Annotated in this window: 24 protein-coding genes; 2 read left to right on the top strand and 22 right to left on the bottom strand. The window is 44.1% G+C overall.

Annotation, left to right across the window (positions count from 1 at the left end):
• Window positions 1–179 precede the first annotated feature (179 nt).
• Both FT12353_RS05820 and FT12353_RS05815 read left to right on the top strand, forming a co-directional pair.
• Window positions 180–1,004: an NAD(P)/FAD-dependent oxidoreductase gene (locus FT12353_RS05820; RefSeq protein ID WP_203619021.1), complete on the top strand. Its 825-nt coding sequence runs from the start codon at window positions 180–182 to the stop codon at window positions 1,002–1,004.
• Between the two features lie 38 nt (window positions 1,005–1,042).
• The gene (locus FT12353_RS05815) at window positions 1,043–1,402 is read left to right on the top strand and encodes an NAD(P)/FAD-dependent oxidoreductase (protein WP_203619019.1); all 360 of its coding nucleotides are present in this window, start codon (window positions 1,043–1,045) and stop codon (window positions 1,400–1,402) included.
• Window positions 1,403–1,548: 146 nt separating this feature from the next.
• Here FT12353_RS05815 and rplQ read toward each other — a convergent pair whose 3' ends face one another.
• The 22 genes from rplQ to rplV form a co-directional block, all read right to left on the bottom strand.
• Window positions 1,549–1,932 carry a 50S ribosomal protein L17 gene (gene rplQ / locus FT12353_RS05810; protein WP_047975003.1) on the bottom strand — a complete coding sequence of 128 codons (384 nt, stop codon included), beginning with the start codon at window positions 1,930–1,932 and terminating at the stop codon, window positions 1,549–1,551.
• A gap of 36 nt (window positions 1,933–1,968) precedes the next feature.
• A complete protein-coding gene (locus FT12353_RS05805) occupies window positions 1,969–2,913 on the bottom strand; it encodes a DNA-directed RNA polymerase subunit alpha (RefSeq protein ID WP_047975004.1) in 945 nt (314 codons plus the stop codon).
• A gap of 46 nt (window positions 2,914–2,959) precedes the next feature.
• Complete coding sequence (gene rpsK / locus FT12353_RS05800; RefSeq protein WP_047975005.1) at window positions 2,960–3,346, bottom strand: 30S ribosomal protein S11; 387 nt, start codon at window positions 3,344–3,346, stop codon at window positions 2,960–2,962.
• 176 nt (window positions 3,347–3,522) lie between these two features.
• On the bottom strand, window positions 3,523–3,894 hold the full coding sequence (gene rpsM / locus FT12353_RS05795) for a 30S ribosomal protein S13 (protein ID WP_047975006.1): 372 nt from the start codon (window positions 3,892–3,894) through the stop codon (window positions 3,523–3,525).
• Window positions 3,895–3,972: 78 nt separating this feature from the next.
• Entirely contained in the window at window positions 3,973–4,092 is a 120-nt protein-coding gene (gene rpmJ / locus FT12353_RS05790) for a 50S ribosomal protein L36 (RefSeq protein ID WP_074717856.1), read from the bottom strand.
• Window positions 4,093–4,142: 50 nt separating this feature from the next.
• Window positions 4,143–4,358 (bottom strand): translation initiation factor IF-1, encoded by a 216-nt coding sequence (gene infA, locus FT12353_RS05785; RefSeq protein WP_010691205.1) that lies wholly within the window; start codon window positions 4,356–4,358, stop codon window positions 4,143–4,145.
• A 99-nt stretch (window positions 4,359–4,457) separates the two neighbouring features.
• Entirely contained in the window at window positions 4,458–5,024 is a 567-nt protein-coding gene (locus tag FT12353_RS05780; RefSeq protein ID WP_059393917.1) for an adenylate kinase, read from the bottom strand.
• A 23-nt stretch (window positions 5,025–5,047) separates the two neighbouring features.
• On the bottom strand, window positions 5,048–6,346 hold the full coding sequence (gene secY, locus FT12353_RS05775; protein ID WP_059393918.1) for a preprotein translocase subunit SecY: 1,299 nt from the start codon (window positions 6,344–6,346) through the stop codon (window positions 5,048–5,050).
• 1 nt (window position 6,347) lies between these two features.
• On the bottom strand, window positions 6,348–6,782 hold the full coding sequence (rplO, locus tag FT12353_RS05770; protein ID WP_047975009.1) for a 50S ribosomal protein L15: 435 nt from the start codon (window positions 6,780–6,782) through the stop codon (window positions 6,348–6,350).
• Window positions 6,783–6,812: 30 nt separating this feature from the next.
• Window positions 6,813–6,995 carry a 50S ribosomal protein L30 gene (gene rpmD / locus FT12353_RS05765; RefSeq protein WP_047975010.1) on the bottom strand — a complete coding sequence of 61 codons (183 nt, stop codon included), beginning with the start codon at window positions 6,993–6,995 and terminating at the stop codon, window positions 6,813–6,815.
• A gap of 11 nt (window positions 6,996–7,006) precedes the next feature.
• Window positions 7,007–7,513, bottom strand: a complete 507-nt coding sequence (gene rpsE / locus FT12353_RS05760; RefSeq protein WP_047975011.1) for a 30S ribosomal protein S5 — start codon at window positions 7,511–7,513, stop codon at window positions 7,007–7,009.
• A gap of 20 nt (window positions 7,514–7,533) precedes the next feature.
• On the bottom strand, window positions 7,534–7,887 hold the full coding sequence (rplR, locus tag FT12353_RS05755; protein WP_047975012.1) for a 50S ribosomal protein L18: 354 nt from the start codon (window positions 7,885–7,887) through the stop codon (window positions 7,534–7,536).
• An 88-nt stretch (window positions 7,888–7,975) separates the two neighbouring features.
• Window positions 7,976–8,512: a 50S ribosomal protein L6 gene (gene rplF / locus FT12353_RS05750; protein WP_047975013.1), complete on the bottom strand. Its 537-nt coding sequence runs from the start codon at window positions 8,510–8,512 to the stop codon at window positions 7,976–7,978.
• Between the two features lie 24 nt (window positions 8,513–8,536).
• Window positions 8,537–8,935, bottom strand: coding sequence for a 30S ribosomal protein S8 (rpsH, locus tag FT12353_RS05745; RefSeq protein WP_047975014.1), 399 nt, complete (start codon window positions 8,933–8,935; stop codon window positions 8,537–8,539).
• 127 nt (window positions 8,936–9,062) lie between these two features.
• Complete coding sequence (gene rplE / locus FT12353_RS05740) at window positions 9,063–9,605, bottom strand: 50S ribosomal protein L5 (RefSeq protein WP_047975015.1); 543 nt, start codon at window positions 9,603–9,605, stop codon at window positions 9,063–9,065.
• 39 nt (window positions 9,606–9,644) lie between these two features.
• A complete protein-coding gene (gene rplX, locus FT12353_RS05735; RefSeq protein ID WP_047975016.1) occupies window positions 9,645–9,953 on the bottom strand; it encodes a 50S ribosomal protein L24 in 309 nt (102 codons plus the stop codon).
• Window positions 9,954–9,974: 21 nt separating this feature from the next.
• A complete protein-coding gene (gene rplN / locus FT12353_RS05730; protein WP_047975017.1) occupies window positions 9,975–10,343 on the bottom strand; it encodes a 50S ribosomal protein L14 in 369 nt (122 codons plus the stop codon).
• A gap of 51 nt (window positions 10,344–10,394) precedes the next feature.
• The gene (rpsQ, locus tag FT12353_RS05725; RefSeq protein WP_059393922.1) at window positions 10,395–10,661 is read right to left on the bottom strand and encodes a 30S ribosomal protein S17; all 267 of its coding nucleotides are present in this window, start codon (window positions 10,659–10,661) and stop codon (window positions 10,395–10,397) included.
• Window positions 10,662–10,683: 22 nt separating this feature from the next.
• A complete protein-coding gene (rpmC, locus tag FT12353_RS05720) occupies window positions 10,684–10,890 on the bottom strand; it encodes a 50S ribosomal protein L29 (RefSeq protein ID WP_059393923.1) in 207 nt (68 codons plus the stop codon).
• The gene (gene rplP / locus FT12353_RS05715; protein ID WP_047975020.1) at window positions 10,890–11,303 is read right to left on the bottom strand and encodes a 50S ribosomal protein L16; all 414 of its coding nucleotides are present in this window, start codon (window positions 11,301–11,303) and stop codon (window positions 10,890–10,892) included. Before rplP ends, rpmC begins: the two co-directional genes overlap by 1 nt.
• A gap of 14 nt (window positions 11,304–11,317) precedes the next feature.
• A complete protein-coding gene (gene rpsC / locus FT12353_RS05710) occupies window positions 11,318–11,986 on the bottom strand; it encodes a 30S ribosomal protein S3 (RefSeq protein ID WP_047975021.1) in 669 nt (222 codons plus the stop codon).
• A complete protein-coding gene (rplV, locus tag FT12353_RS05705) occupies window positions 11,986–12,342 on the bottom strand; it encodes a 50S ribosomal protein L22 (RefSeq protein WP_010691186.1) in 357 nt (118 codons plus the stop codon). Before rplV ends, rpsC begins: the two co-directional genes overlap by 1 nt.
• Between the last annotated feature and the right edge of the window lie 3 nt (window positions 12,343–12,345).

Here is a 12,345-nt window from a genome sequence, read left to right as displayed (position 1 = left end):
AGCGGTTTTGTTTTGGCCCCAAGCGGTTAAAAAATCAGTAGTGTTGGCTGATTTCCCATCTGTATTTTGAATATTTTTCGAATTAATTCTAATATATGCCAGTATATTCCACATTACCTGCATTTTTGTAAAAAACCTGTGTATAATAGGTCGAAATAGAGGAAAAAAGGGATCCATGAATGTCCAAAAAAACCATTGCAATCGTCGGAGCAGGATTATCTGGCGTTTACATTGCTAAGCGGTTAGCCCGCAAACTCCGCAGAACTGATCACCAAGTTCTGCTTTTTAATGATGGCAGCGACGCGATGACCTTACAAAGCGTTTTACCACAGATTGCCGTTAATACTGTTCCCATTGAAAGTGCTCGTTACGACCTCTACCAGCTTTTTAAAAACGACAAAAACGTCACCTTTATCAACCAACGAGTTGACGATATCAACTTTAACCATCACCTATTGATGACTAAGAAAAACGATTACCACTATGACTATCTGATTTTAACAACTGGTAGTATCGGTTCTGCCTTTGGTATTCCAGGTGTTGTCGAACACGCCACATTATTTAACTCATTTGATGGGGCATTGGCGGTTCGAGCTGATTTAGAGGAATTTTTGGAACAGCAAAAAACCAATCCTGAGCAAAGCTTAAATATTACAGTTGTTGGTGGTGGCCCAAGCGGGGTCGAACTAATGGCCGAACTAGCAAGCTTTAAAAATCATCACCAAATTGACCCAGAGCGCATTACATTGACCTTGGTTAATGCGAGTCAAGTTCTCTTGCCAGCCTTAACAGAGCCTGAGTTAAGTCAAAAGGCAAAAGATTTTTTGACGAGACGAGGTGTTGAAGTCTTGAATGATACGCGGGTACTGGGGATGACCAAGCATCGACTAACTCTGCTAGACGGACAGCAACTATTAACCGACAAGGTCTACTGGGCAACCGGTTTACAAGTTGAACCAATTTCTAATCGTTGGGGAATTGCCATCAACGATCATGCCAGCTAACCGTCGATAAGCACTTCCGTGTCCTCACCGAAGAAGGTGTGCCACTATCCAATGTGTTTGCGGCTGGTAACATCGCTGCCTTTACTCAAAACAATCAGGAAGGACTACCCCAATTAGCGCTAGCGGCCGAATACGCTGGTAACATCATTATCAACAGACTGATTTACCAATTAGGTTTAGCAAAGGACCATGGTAAGAGCGCCAAGGAGCAAAAGAATCCCGGCTATTTCGTTTCCCTTGGTAAGAACTATGGCCTCTCAAACGCCTATGGTCGCAATGGTTCTGCGGGACTAGTTGCTCGCTGGGCAAAGCATGCCATTAACCTATCCTTTTTCGCTGGAATTGGTTCTGCTTACGGGTTCTTCCGTTACTTCCGCTATGGTCGTCCAAAGCGATAATCATTGGGTGACAGTCAAACTTAACAACACAAAAGGTGCAAAACTTTTCTTTCGAAATGACTTGCACCTTTTTTTAGTTTAAAAACGAAGTTGATAAAAAAAGCTCGAAACCAATTAAGGTTTCGAGCTTTTTGCTTATCGAGCAATTAGTCAACTAACTCCAAGATAACCATTTGTGCAGCGTCGCCACGACGTTGAACAGTCTTTAAGATGCGAGTGTAACCACCATTACGTTCTGCAAAACGTGGTGCCACTTCTTCAAACAACTTTTGCAAAGCAGTTTGTACGCGAATGTTGTCGCCATCTTCCTTGACATCAGCAACTTCGTTACGCACGAACTTAGCGGCCTTACGACGGGCTGCCAAATCAGCGTGCTTACCAAGCGTGATCATCTTGTCAGCTGTCTTGCGAACTTCCTTGGCGCGGGCTTCAGTAGTTTGAATCCGACCATTGATCAACAAGTCAGTAGTCAAGTCACGCAACATTGCCTTACGTTGTGATGAAGTACGGCCTAGCTTACGGTATGACATCGGTTAATCCTCCTTTTTCTAAACTTTTGATGAATATTAATCTTCTTGACGGAAGCCTAAGCCCATTTCGGTCAACTTCTCTTGAATTTCGTCTAATGACTTACGTCCTAAGTTACGGACCTTCATCATGTCGGCTTCTGAGCGATCAGTCAACTCTTCAATCGTGTTGATTCCTGCTCGCTTCAAGCAGTTGTATGAACGAACGGACAAGTCCAAATCTTCGATTGGAGCGGCATCAGCTGCAGTACTTGTAGCCTTTTCCGTTTCAACCATGACTTTAGTCTCTTGGGCAACAGGGGAAATATCCGTGAACAAGTTCAAGTGTTCTGTTAGAATCTTTGAACCAAGACTCAAAGCATCGCTTGGCTTGATTGAACCGTTAGTCCAAACTTCCATGGTCAGCTTATCGTAATCGTCGCGAGAACCAACACGCTTGTTTTCAACGTGGTAGTTAACTCGTTCGATTGGTGTATAAATCGAATCAACCGTTAAAACACCGATTGGCATTTCATCACGTAATTGCTTGTTTTCTTCAGCTGAAGAATAACCCCGACCCTTTACAGCCGTAACGGTCATGTGTAATGACTTTCCAGCTGCCAAAGTTGCAATATGCAAATCTGGGTTCAAGACTTCAATGTCAGCTGATCCTGTCAAATCAGCTGCAGTAACGTCCTTTGGTCCTTGAACATCAATTTCCAAAGCGTGCTCTTCAGCTGAGTCCGTAGCGAAAACAACTTTTTTCAAGTTCAAAATCAACTGGGTCACGTCTTCTACGACACCATCAACGGTTGAGAATTCGTGGACCACACCGTCGATTTGGACTGTGTTGACCGCTACGCCAGGAAGCGATGATAGCAAGACACGACGAAGGGAGTTACCCAAAGTCGTACCATAGCCACGCTCCAGAGGTTCCACGATGAACTTACCGTAGTTGGCATCCTCTTCGATGTTATGAATATCTGGCTTTTCAAATTCAATCATCTGTTAACTCTAACCCCCTCTTTCAAAGCAAGCGCAATGAAATTAATTAAACACGACGACGCTTTGGTGGGCGTGATCCGTTATGGGGAACTGGGGTAACATCCTTGATTGACGTTACTTCAAGACCAGCTGCGGCCAATGCACGAATTGCTGATTCACGACCGGAACCAGGGCCCTTAACCGTAACAGCAACAGTGCGCATGTTAACTTCCAATGCGGACTTAGCAGCTGCTTCCGCTGCTTGTTGAGCAGCGAATGGTGTTGACTTACGTGATCCCTTGAATCCAAGGGCACCAGCTGATGACCAGGCAACAGCGTTACCTTGGGCATCGGTAATCATGACGATAGTGTTATTGAAAGTTGCGTGGATATGTGCCACACCAGATTCAATGTTCTTTTTCACACGACGCTTGCGTGTAGTACGAACTGCCATAATTTTTGCCTCCTTTTCAAATTCTTTATAATTTCTCGGGTTAGTGATGACTAACCAACATTACACAACTGTGGTTGTGATAATCATTTCTCACAAAAGTGAGGCTCTTTTAGAAAAGGACAGCAGTCTTGCGACAATATGCCGTTTTCTTGTTAAAGAGATTGGTAAAAAGTGTTTTACTTCTTCTTACCAGCAATTGCCGTAGCTGGGCCTTTGCGAGTACGGGCGTTGTTCTTCGTGTGTTGTCCACGAACGGGCAATCCCTTACGGTGACGAATACCACGGTATGAGGCGATTTCTTGCAATCCCTTGATATCAAGTGATACCTTACGACGCAAGTCACCTTCCAACTGCAAGTTCAAAGCAGCGATAGCTTCACGGATTTGATCTTCTTGATCAACCGTCAAGTCGCGAACTCGAACGTCTTCAGAAACCTTAGCAGTAGCCAAGATCTTTTGGGCAGTTGTATTACCGATTCCGTAGATGTATGTTAAACCAATGACAATTCGCTTGTCACGTGGCAAATCGATACCTTCAATACGAGCCATAACAATTTACCTCCTTTTAATATTTTGAAAGAACTTCTAAGTTCATTTTCAAGCGTTTTTTATCTTTGTAAGTAAAAATTACTTACCTGCGCGTTGCTTGTGCTTAGGGTTAGCTGGGCAAATAATCATTGTCCGGCCGTTACGCTTAATCACACGGCAAGATTCGCACATTTTTTTAACTGATGGACGTACCTTCATAATCTATTCCTCCTATTCGGTTAACTGATTATAGACCGCCCCGCTGATTTTTAGCGGAAACGGTAAGTAATACGACCCTTTGTCAAGTCGTATGGTGACATTTCAACCGTGACACGGTCACCTGGCAAGATCCGAATATAATTCTTACGAATCTTCCCGGAAACGTGTGCTAAGATGACCGCACCATTTTCAAGTTCGACTTGAAACATTGCATTTGGCATCGTTTCTTTCACTTTGCCTTCAATTTCAATGACATCGTTGGCCACGCAGATTACCTCCTATGTAACCATCATTCAACATAATCGATAAGGCGGTCAACCTTATTGATTATACCAGGGTTCCCCTGAATTATCAAGAAAAGCCTTTTAGTCCAAGGCATCCAAGACCGATTTTACATCAGCGTAAATTCGATCTAATTCACCATTACCATCGATGGTGTGCAAAACACCATGATTTTCATAGTAATCAACCAAAGGCAAGTTGGCCTTCTTGTTGACTTCCAAACGGTGTGCGATGACATCCTTTGTGTCATCGGCCCGTCCCCGGTTCATTAACCGGTCAACCAAAACTTGGTCAGGAACTTCAAAATACAAGGTAGCCGAAACCTTGTCGTTCTTTTCGGCTAAGAATTGGTCCAAGAACTTGGCCTGTTCTTCATTACGTGGGTAGCCGTCAAGCATAAAGCCATTTTCAACTACGTCAGGTTGTGATAATCGATCAGCGACCATCGCATTCGTAATTTCATCAGGAACTAAGTTTCCAGCATCCATGAAGGCTTTTGCTTTTTGTCCAAGCTCAGTTTCTTCTTTCATGTTGGCCCGGAAGATATCACCAGTACTAATGTGAACCATTGGGTAGTCAGCAATAATCTTCTCAGCTTGGGTTCCCTTACCTGCACCAGGTAGACCCAATAAAATTAGGTTTTTCGTCATGATTGAACTCCTTTTAAACCAGCTTAACGGATGAAGCCTACGTAGTTCTTCTTTTGCAAGAGACCATCAATTTGACGAATCAAATCAAGGGTAACCCCGATGGCAATCAGCAAAGAAGTTCCACCCAAGCCAATCTTTTCATTAAGTCCCCATACATCAGATGCAATCAATGGTACCAAGGCAACAAAGCCAAGGTACAAAGCCCCAACAAACGACAAGCGTAAGAGCAACTTTGTGACGAACTTTTGCGTTTCGACACCAGGACGGACATCAACAATGTAAGCCCCCTGCTTTTGCAAGTTTTCGGCCAACTTTTCAGGGTTAACCTGTACAAAGGCGTAGAAGTAAGTAAAGAGAATAATCAGAACGGTGTAGAAAATCGCTCCGGTTGTTGTTTGCATGGAGAAAATCTGTTGTAAGATTTTAAACCAACCAACATTACTATACTTACTCTGGAAGGCGAAGAGGATTGTCTGTGGTGTTGAAATCAATGACGAAGCAAAGATCACAGGAATCACCCCAGAAACATTTAACTTCAAAGGTAGGTAAGCTTCCGCCCCATAGGAAGAAGCTGACCGTGTATATTGGATTTGCAAACGACGACTTGCTTCATAGAACCAAGTCGTAATTCCGACAACCAAAATGATTGCCGTCAGCAAAACCGCCATGAAAATCCAGCCGGTAACCTTGTCGTTGCCACTAGATTGCAGAACATTTTCCTTGAAAATTTCCCACAAACCAGAAGGCATTTGAGAAATAATTCCAGAGAAGATAATCATGGAAACACCGTTTCCAAGACCCTTTTCGGTAATCATTTCTCCCAACCACATGGCAAAGAAAGTTCCAATTGTCATGACCGACCCAATCAGTAGGAAGGAGGTCACGTTATTGGTCTGCTTCACCAAACCATAGGCGGCTAAGGAGTTGAATCCAGCGGTAATTCCCACTGATTGCAAAAAGGCAAAGATAATGGTCAAGTACCGGGTAGCTTGATTCAGCTTCCGGCGACCAACTTCGCCTTGTTTACTCCATTCAACAAAACGTGGCACGATATCTAACTGCAGCAACTGCACAACAATCTGTGCAGTAACATAAGGCGAGACCCCCATCGCAAAGAGCGAGAAGTTCAGTAAGCCTCCACCCGAGAAAATATTTAAAATATTCAGCAAGCCTGAGCCAGAAACTGAATTCAAGGCAGCAGGATTAACACCTGGAACAGTGATATGAGTCCCAATGCGGTAAACAAAGAGAATCAAAATCGTCCAAAGCATCTTCTTACGAATATCTTTTTGTCGGATTGCATTAAATAGCGTGCGCCACATTTTAGATCACCTCGGTTGTACCACCAGCTTGTTCGATGGCCTTAACTGCAGCAGCAGAGAACTTGTGGGCCTTAATCGTCAACTTCTTTTCCAATTGACCATTACCCAAGACCTTGATTCCGTCTTTTTGGTTCTTTACTACACCGTTTTCAATCAACAAAGCAGGTGTTACTTCAGTGCCGTTATCGAAGTTGTTCAACTTGTCCAAGTTAACAACTGCGAATTCCTTGCGTGAGATGTTTGTAAATCCACGCTTTGGAATACGACGGTACAAAGGCATTTGTCCACCTTCGAACCCAAGACGTGTCTTACCACGGGCCTTTTGTCCCTTTTGGCCTCGACCAGCAGTCTTACCGTTTCCAGATGAAGTACCACGACCAACACGGTTACGTGTCTGGCGTGAACCCAATGCAGGTTGCAATTCGTTCAAATTCATCGTTTGGTCCCTCCTTTTTCTAAAATTTTTTTATTTTACTTCTTCAACAGCAACCAAGTGAGCAATATGGAAAATTGCGCCACGAGTAGCTGCGTTATCAGGCTTCACCACTGAGCTTGACACACGGTTAAGTCCAAGTGACTTAACAATGGCACGTTGCTTAGGCAAGCGATGAGCCGCACTCTTAATCAAAGTGATTTTCAAATCAGCCATGTTATCGCTCCTTATTCAGCCAAGTGTTCCAATGAAACACCACGTAACTTTGCCACTTGTTCAGCATCCTTCAAGTTGTTCAATGCATCAAAAGTTGCACGAACAACGTTGACAGGAGTTGATGAACCCAATGACTTAGCAGTCACATCGTTGATACCAGCCAATTCCATTACGGAACGAGTAGCACCACCGGCGGCAACCCCAGCACCTTCCTTAGCAGGCTTAACCAGGATCTTACCACCAGCCCATTCACCAAGAACTTCGTGAGGAATAGTAGTACCAACTGTTGGTACAGTGATCAAGTTACGCTTTGCGTCTTCAACGGCCTTACGGATAGCTTCTGGCACTTCTTGTGCCTTACCAGTTCCAAAACCAACGTGACCTTGCTTGTCACCAACGACAACCAAAGCACCGAAGCGCAAACGACGTCCACCCTTAACAACCTTGGTAACACGGTTAATTGCAACAACGTTTTCTTCTAATTCGCCTAATTCCTTAGGGTTTACGAATTCAACCATTTGTATTATTCCTCCTTTCCTTAGAACTTCAAACCGTTTTCACGAGCAGCGTCGGCCAAAGCCTTCACACGTCCGTGATAAACATAACCACCACGATCGAAGACAACTTCTTCGATGTTAGCAGCCTTAGCATTCTTAGCGATCATCTCGCCAACCTTAACGGCTTGTTCAACCTTTGTACCGGTAACATCGGCACTTTGTGATGAGGCACTTGCTAGCGTTACACCCGCTACGTCATCAATTAATTGAGCGTAGATGTTGACATTAGAACGGAAAACGTTCAAACGTGGGCGAGCAGCAGTACCAGAGATCTTGCCGCGGACACGCTTGTGGCGTTGTACGCGAAGCTTATTCTTATCTGGTTTCGTAATCATAGCTGTGCTTTCCTTTTCTTTAAGTGGCTAAACCACTTTCAAATAATCTTTGTTTATTAAATGTAAAACGGGTTAAGAAGCTAAAAGCTTACTTACCAGTCTTACCTTCCTTACGACGGACAACTTCGCCTTCGTAACGAATTCCCTTACCCTTATATGGTTCGGGTGGGCGAATTGCGCGAACTTCCGCAGCAAAATCACCAACTGCTTGCTTTGAAATTCCAGAAATCTTGATAGTCAAGGCATCAGGAACTTCAACAGTCAAACCTTCGCGGTCTTCAAAGTCAACGGGGTGTGAATACCCAACTGACAAAGTCAACTTTGAACCAGACTTTGCGGCACGGTAACCAACACCGACCATCTTCAAAGTCTTTGAGAAGCCGTTAGTAACGCCTTCAACCATGTTTGAGAAGTTTGCAGTAGTCGTACCGTGCAATGCACGGTGCTTCTTATCTTCCGCTGCACGAGTAAATGATACTTCAGTACCATCCATGTGCATCGTGATTTCAGGGTTGATTGTGTAGTTCAATTCACCCTTAGGTCCCTTAACAGTCACAAATTGACCATCTTGCTTAACTTCAACGCCAGCAGGGATCGTAACGATTTTGTTTCCAATACGGCTCATGGTAAGTCTCCTTTCTTAGATATATTACCAAACGTAAGCCAGCACTTCGCCACCGACTTGCTTAGCACGTGCTACCTTATCAGTTACAACACCGTTTGATGTTGAAACAATGGCGATACCAAGACCATTCAAGACCTTTGGCATTTCTTCGGCCTTAGCATACTTACGCAAACCAGGCTTTGAAACACGCTTAATACCAGTGATGACACGCTCTTGATCTTCTCCGTACTTCAAAAATACACGGATAACACCTTGCTTGTTGTCTTCCAAGTATTCTACATCACGGATGAAACCTTCTTGCTTCAAGATCTCGGCAATGCTCTTCTTCATTTTTGATGCTGGAATTTCAACGGAAGCGTGACGCGCCATGTTGGCGTTACGGATTCGAGTCAAAAAATCAGCGATTGGATCAGTCATAGACATCTATCGATATCCTCCTTTTATATTTTGAACGTCATCAAGAATTTGACACGCTCTTAAGTGTTCAAGACACTTGTCACAAACACTTAAAAACGCGCCACCCAAATGAGTGACCGCATTTTTAAATTACTTACTTAGCAAAAGGCATGCCCAAGCCAGAAAGCAATTCGAAACCTTCTTCGTCGTTTGCAGCAGTCGTTACAATAACGATGTCCAAACCACGAACGCGGTTAACCTTGTCAAAGTCGATTTCAGGGAAAATCAACTGTTCACGGATTCCCAAAGTGTAGTTTCCGCGACCATCAAAGGCCTTAGAAGAAACACCGTGGAAGTCACGAACTCGAGGCAAAGAGATGTTAATCAACTTGTCCAAGAATTCAAACATACGTTCTCCACGCAAAGTAACCTTTGTACCGATAGCCATTCCTTCACGAAGACGGAATCCGGCGATTGACTTCTTTGCACGAGTGATAACTGGTTGTTGTCCAGCAATCAACTTCAATTCTTCAACCGCTTCATCGAGGTTCTTTGAGTTTGAAACCGCATCACCAACACCCATGTTCAAAACGATCTTTTCGATCTTTGGGGCTTGCATTGGTGAAGTAAAGTTAAACTTCTTGATCAAAGCAGGTTGAACTTCATTAACATATTTTACTTTTAATTCATTTGCCATGATAATGATTTCTACCTTTCAAAATAGATTATAGCTTTTTTAGCCTAGCACATTGCCAGACTTCTTAGCAAAACGTACTTTCTTGCCATCTTCAAACTTGAAGCCAACCTTGGTTGGTTCGTTAGTTGATGGGTCAATCAATTGTACGTTTGATGCATGGATAGGTGCTTCGATATCGATAACACCACCCTGTGGGTATTCGTTAGAAGGCTTTTGATGCTTCTTAACGAGGTTTACGCCTTCGACAACGACACGGTTCTTGGCAGCAACAGTCTTAGTGATTGTTCCTTCCTTACCCTTGTCCTTACCAGCGATGACGCGAACCTTATCACCTGTTTTTACAAACATGATTGGCTCCTCCTAGTAGTATTAAAGCACTTCTGGTGCCAATGAAACGATTCGCGTAAAGTTGTTGTCACGCAATTCACGTGCGACAGGGCCAAAAATACGCGTTCCAACTGGTGACTTGTCATCCTTAACGATAACAGCAGCGTTTTCATCGAAGTTGATGTATGAACCGTCAGTCCGACGTACGTCAGATACAGTTCGTACGATGACAGCCTTAACGACGTCACCCTTCTTAACGTTACCACCAGGGATAGCTTGCTTGACAGTAGCAACAATCATGTCACCAATACCAGCAACCTTACGGCCAGAACCACCGAGCACTTTAATCGTCAAGATTTCACGTGCGCCAGAGTTATCAGCCACTTTCAAACGACTCTCTTGTTGAATCATGGTTCATCCTCCTTGTTAGCAATAGTTTACGACGATTGGATTAAAGTCCGATTAGAGGATAACTGCCTCTTCAACAACCTTTACCAAACGGAAGTGCTTCGTTGCAGACAAAGGACGAGTTTCCATGATTTCAACGATATCGTTCATCTTAGCGATGTTCTTTTCATCATGGGCCTTGAACTTCTTAGTATAGCGAACTCGCTTACCATAAACTGGGTGGTTGACATAAGTATCAACGGCAACAGTGATAGTCTTGTCCATCTTGTCAGATACGACACGACCACGGTAAGTCTTACGAGCGTTACGTTCTTCACTCATTTTTCAGCTTCTTCCTTTCGTCTTATTTGTTGGCTTCTGCCAATTGTTGTGCACGAATGATAGTCTTCACACGTGCGATGTCCTTACGAACTTTTGAAATACGGGCCGTGTTTTCCAATTGACCAGTAGCCAATTGAAAACGAAGGTTGAACAATTCTTCCTTGAATTCGGCTTCGCGCTTTTGCAAATCCGCAAGTGACAAAGCTTTTAATTCATTTGCTTTCGTCATTATTCAGCCTCCCGAGCAATAATCTTTGTACGTACAGGCAACTTGTGTTGTGCAAGACGCAATGCTTCTAAGGCAACAGGCTTAGCCACGCCACCAACTTCAAACATTACCTTACCACGCTTAACTGGGGCAACCCATCCTTCGGGAGCACCCTTACCGTTACCCATTCGAACACCAACACCCTTAGATGTATATGACTTGTGAGGGAAGATCTTAATCCAAACCTTACCACCACGCTTCATATAACGGGTCATTGCAATACGGGCAGCTTCGATTTGACGGTTGGTAATCCAGCTTGAAGTTGTTGCTTGCAAGCCATAATCACCAAAAGCCACCGTCTTTCCACCCTTAGCTTCGCCACGCATGTGACCACGGTGTACACGACGGAATTTAACACGCTTTGGTACTAACATGTCTGCTTCCCTCCTTACTTGTTCTTCTTCTTTGGCAACACATCACCACGGTAGATCCAAGTCTTGATACCCAAGTTTCCGTAAGCAGTAGCTGCTTCGTCCCATGAGTAGTCAATGTCTGCACGAAGTGTGTGGAGTGGAACAGTTCCTTCAGTATACTGTTCGATACGTGACATATCTGCCCCGTTCAAACGACCTGAAACAACAATCTTGATTCCCTTAGCACCGGCACGGCGGGCACGTTGGATAGCACCACGCATTGCACGACGGAAAGCGATACGACGTTCCAAATCACCTGCAACTTGCAAGCCCACCAAGTGAGCTGACAAATCAGGCTTCTTAATTTCAACGATGTTGATGAAGACGCGCTTGTGACGTCCACGTTCGTCAACATTCGTCAACTTAGCTAATTGAGTCCGCAACTTTTCAACTTCGGAACCACCCTTACCAATAACCATTCCTGGCTTGGCAGTGTGCAAAGTCAAATCGATACGTGACTTAGTTGAGCGTTCGATTTCTACGCGATCAACTGAAGCGTCCGTCAAGTTCTCTTCGATGTACTTACGAATACGCAAGTCTTCAAGAAGTTGGTTAGAAAAGTCTGCTTTGTCAGCAAACCACTTCGCATCCCAGTCACGGATGACACCGACACGGAAGCCAGTTGGGTTAATCTTTTGACCCATTACTTTTCCTCCTTCTCAGCAACCACAATTGTGATGTGGCTTGTGCGCTTGTTAATTGCAGAAGCAGAACCCTTGGCACGAGGACGGAAACGCTTAAGCGTTGGTCCTTCGTTGGCAAATGCTTCCTTAACGATCAAATCTTCACGGTCAAGTGAAAAGTTGTTTTCAGCGTTAGCAACTGCTGAGTTCAAAACCTTATAAATATCTTCAGTAGAAGTATTAGGCAGGAACTTCAAAATTGCGAATGCTTCGTTGACATTCTTCCGACGAATCGTGTCAAGAACTAAGCGCGCCTTACGAGGGGCAACGCGAACGATCTTGGCGGTCGCCCGAGCTGATGTTACTTGTTCAGCCATTTT

The organism is Fructobacillus tropaeoli (assembly GCF_016860625.1).
Lineage (GTDB): Bacteria > Bacillota > Bacilli > Lactobacillales > Lactobacillaceae > Fructobacillus > Fructobacillus tropaeoli.
The sequence above is the reverse complement of the archived record's forward strand: the minus strand, read 5'-3'. Positions and strand labels throughout refer to the sequence as shown.

Excerpts from the sequence above, each read along its gene's own strand:
- rplN (WP_047975017.1), bottom strand. The coding sequence starts at position 10,343 with ATGATTCAACAAGAGAGTCGTTTGAAAGTGGCTGATAACTCTGGCGCA.
- rpsC (WP_047975021.1), bottom strand. The coding sequence starts at position 11,986 with ATGGGTCAAAAGATTAACCCAACTGGCTTCCGTGTCGGTGTCATCCGT.
- rpsM (WP_047975006.1), bottom strand. The coding sequence starts at position 3,894 with ATGGCTCGTATTGAAGGTATCGATTTGCCACGTGACAAGCGAATTGTC.
- rplE (WP_047975015.1), bottom strand. The coding sequence starts at position 9,605 with ATGGCAAATGAATTAAAAGTAAAATATGTTAATGAAGTTCAACCTGCT.
- rplF (WP_047975013.1), bottom strand. The coding sequence starts at position 8,512 with ATGAGCCGTATTGGAAACAAAATCGTTACGATCCCTGCTGGCGTTGAA.
- rpmC (WP_059393923.1), bottom strand. The coding sequence starts at position 10,890 with ATGACGAAAGCAAATGAATTAAAAGCTTTGTCACTTGCGGATTTGCAA.
- rplP (WP_047975020.1), bottom strand. The coding sequence starts at position 11,303 with ATGTTAGTACCAAAGCGTGTTAAATTCCGTCGTGTACACCGTGGTCAC.
- rpsE (WP_047975011.1), bottom strand. The coding sequence starts at position 7,513 with ATGGTTGAATTCGTAAACCCTAAGGAATTAGGCGAATTAGAAGAAAAC.
- rplQ (WP_047975003.1), bottom strand. The coding sequence starts at position 1,932 with ATGTCATACCGTAAGCTAGGCCGTACTTCATCACAACGTAAGGCAATG.
- rplX (WP_047975016.1), bottom strand. The coding sequence starts at position 9,953 with ATGTTTGTAAAAACAGGTGATAAGGTTCGCGTCATCGCTGGTAAGGAC.
- rpmD (WP_047975010.1), bottom strand. The coding sequence starts at position 6,995 with ATGGCTGATTTGAAAATCACTTTGATTAAGAGTGCGGCTCATCGCTTG.
- rpsH (WP_047975014.1), bottom strand. The coding sequence starts at position 8,935 with ATGTCTATGACTGATCCAATCGCTGATTTTTTGACTCGAATCCGTAAC.
- secY (WP_059393918.1), bottom strand. The coding sequence starts at position 6,346 with ATGTGGCGCACGCTATTTAATGCAATCCGACAAAAAGATATTCGTAAG.
- rplV (WP_010691186.1), bottom strand. The coding sequence starts at position 12,342 with ATGGCTGAACAAGTAACATCAGCTCGGGCGACCGCCAAGATCGTTCGC.
- rplR (WP_047975012.1), bottom strand. The coding sequence starts at position 7,887 with ATGATTACGAAACCAGATAAGAATAAGCTTCGCGTACAACGCCACAAG.
- rplO (WP_047975009.1), bottom strand. The coding sequence starts at position 6,782 with ATGAATTTGAACGAATTGCAACCTGCATTGGGTTCACGCCAGACACGT.
- rpsK (WP_047975005.1), bottom strand. The coding sequence starts at position 3,346 with ATGGCAGTTCGTACTACACGCAAGCGTCGTGTGAAAAAGAACATTGAA.
- FT12353_RS05780 (WP_059393917.1), bottom strand. The coding sequence starts at position 5,024 with ATGACGAAAAACCTAATTTTATTGGGTCTACCTGGTGCAGGTAAGGGA.
- rpsQ (WP_059393922.1), bottom strand. The coding sequence starts at position 10,661 with ATGAGTGAAGAACGTAACGCTCGTAAGACTTACCGTGGTCGTGTCGTA.
- FT12353_RS05805 (WP_047975004.1), bottom strand. The coding sequence starts at position 2,913 with ATGATTGAATTTGAAAAGCCAGATATTCATAACATCGAAGAGGATGCC.
- FT12353_RS05820 (WP_203619021.1), top strand. The coding sequence starts at position 180 with ATGTCCAAAAAAACCATTGCAATCGTCGGAGCAGGATTATCTGGCGTT.
- rpmJ (WP_074717856.1), bottom strand. The coding sequence starts at position 4,092 with ATGAAGGTACGTCCATCAGTTAAAAAAATGTGCGAATCTTGCCGTGTG.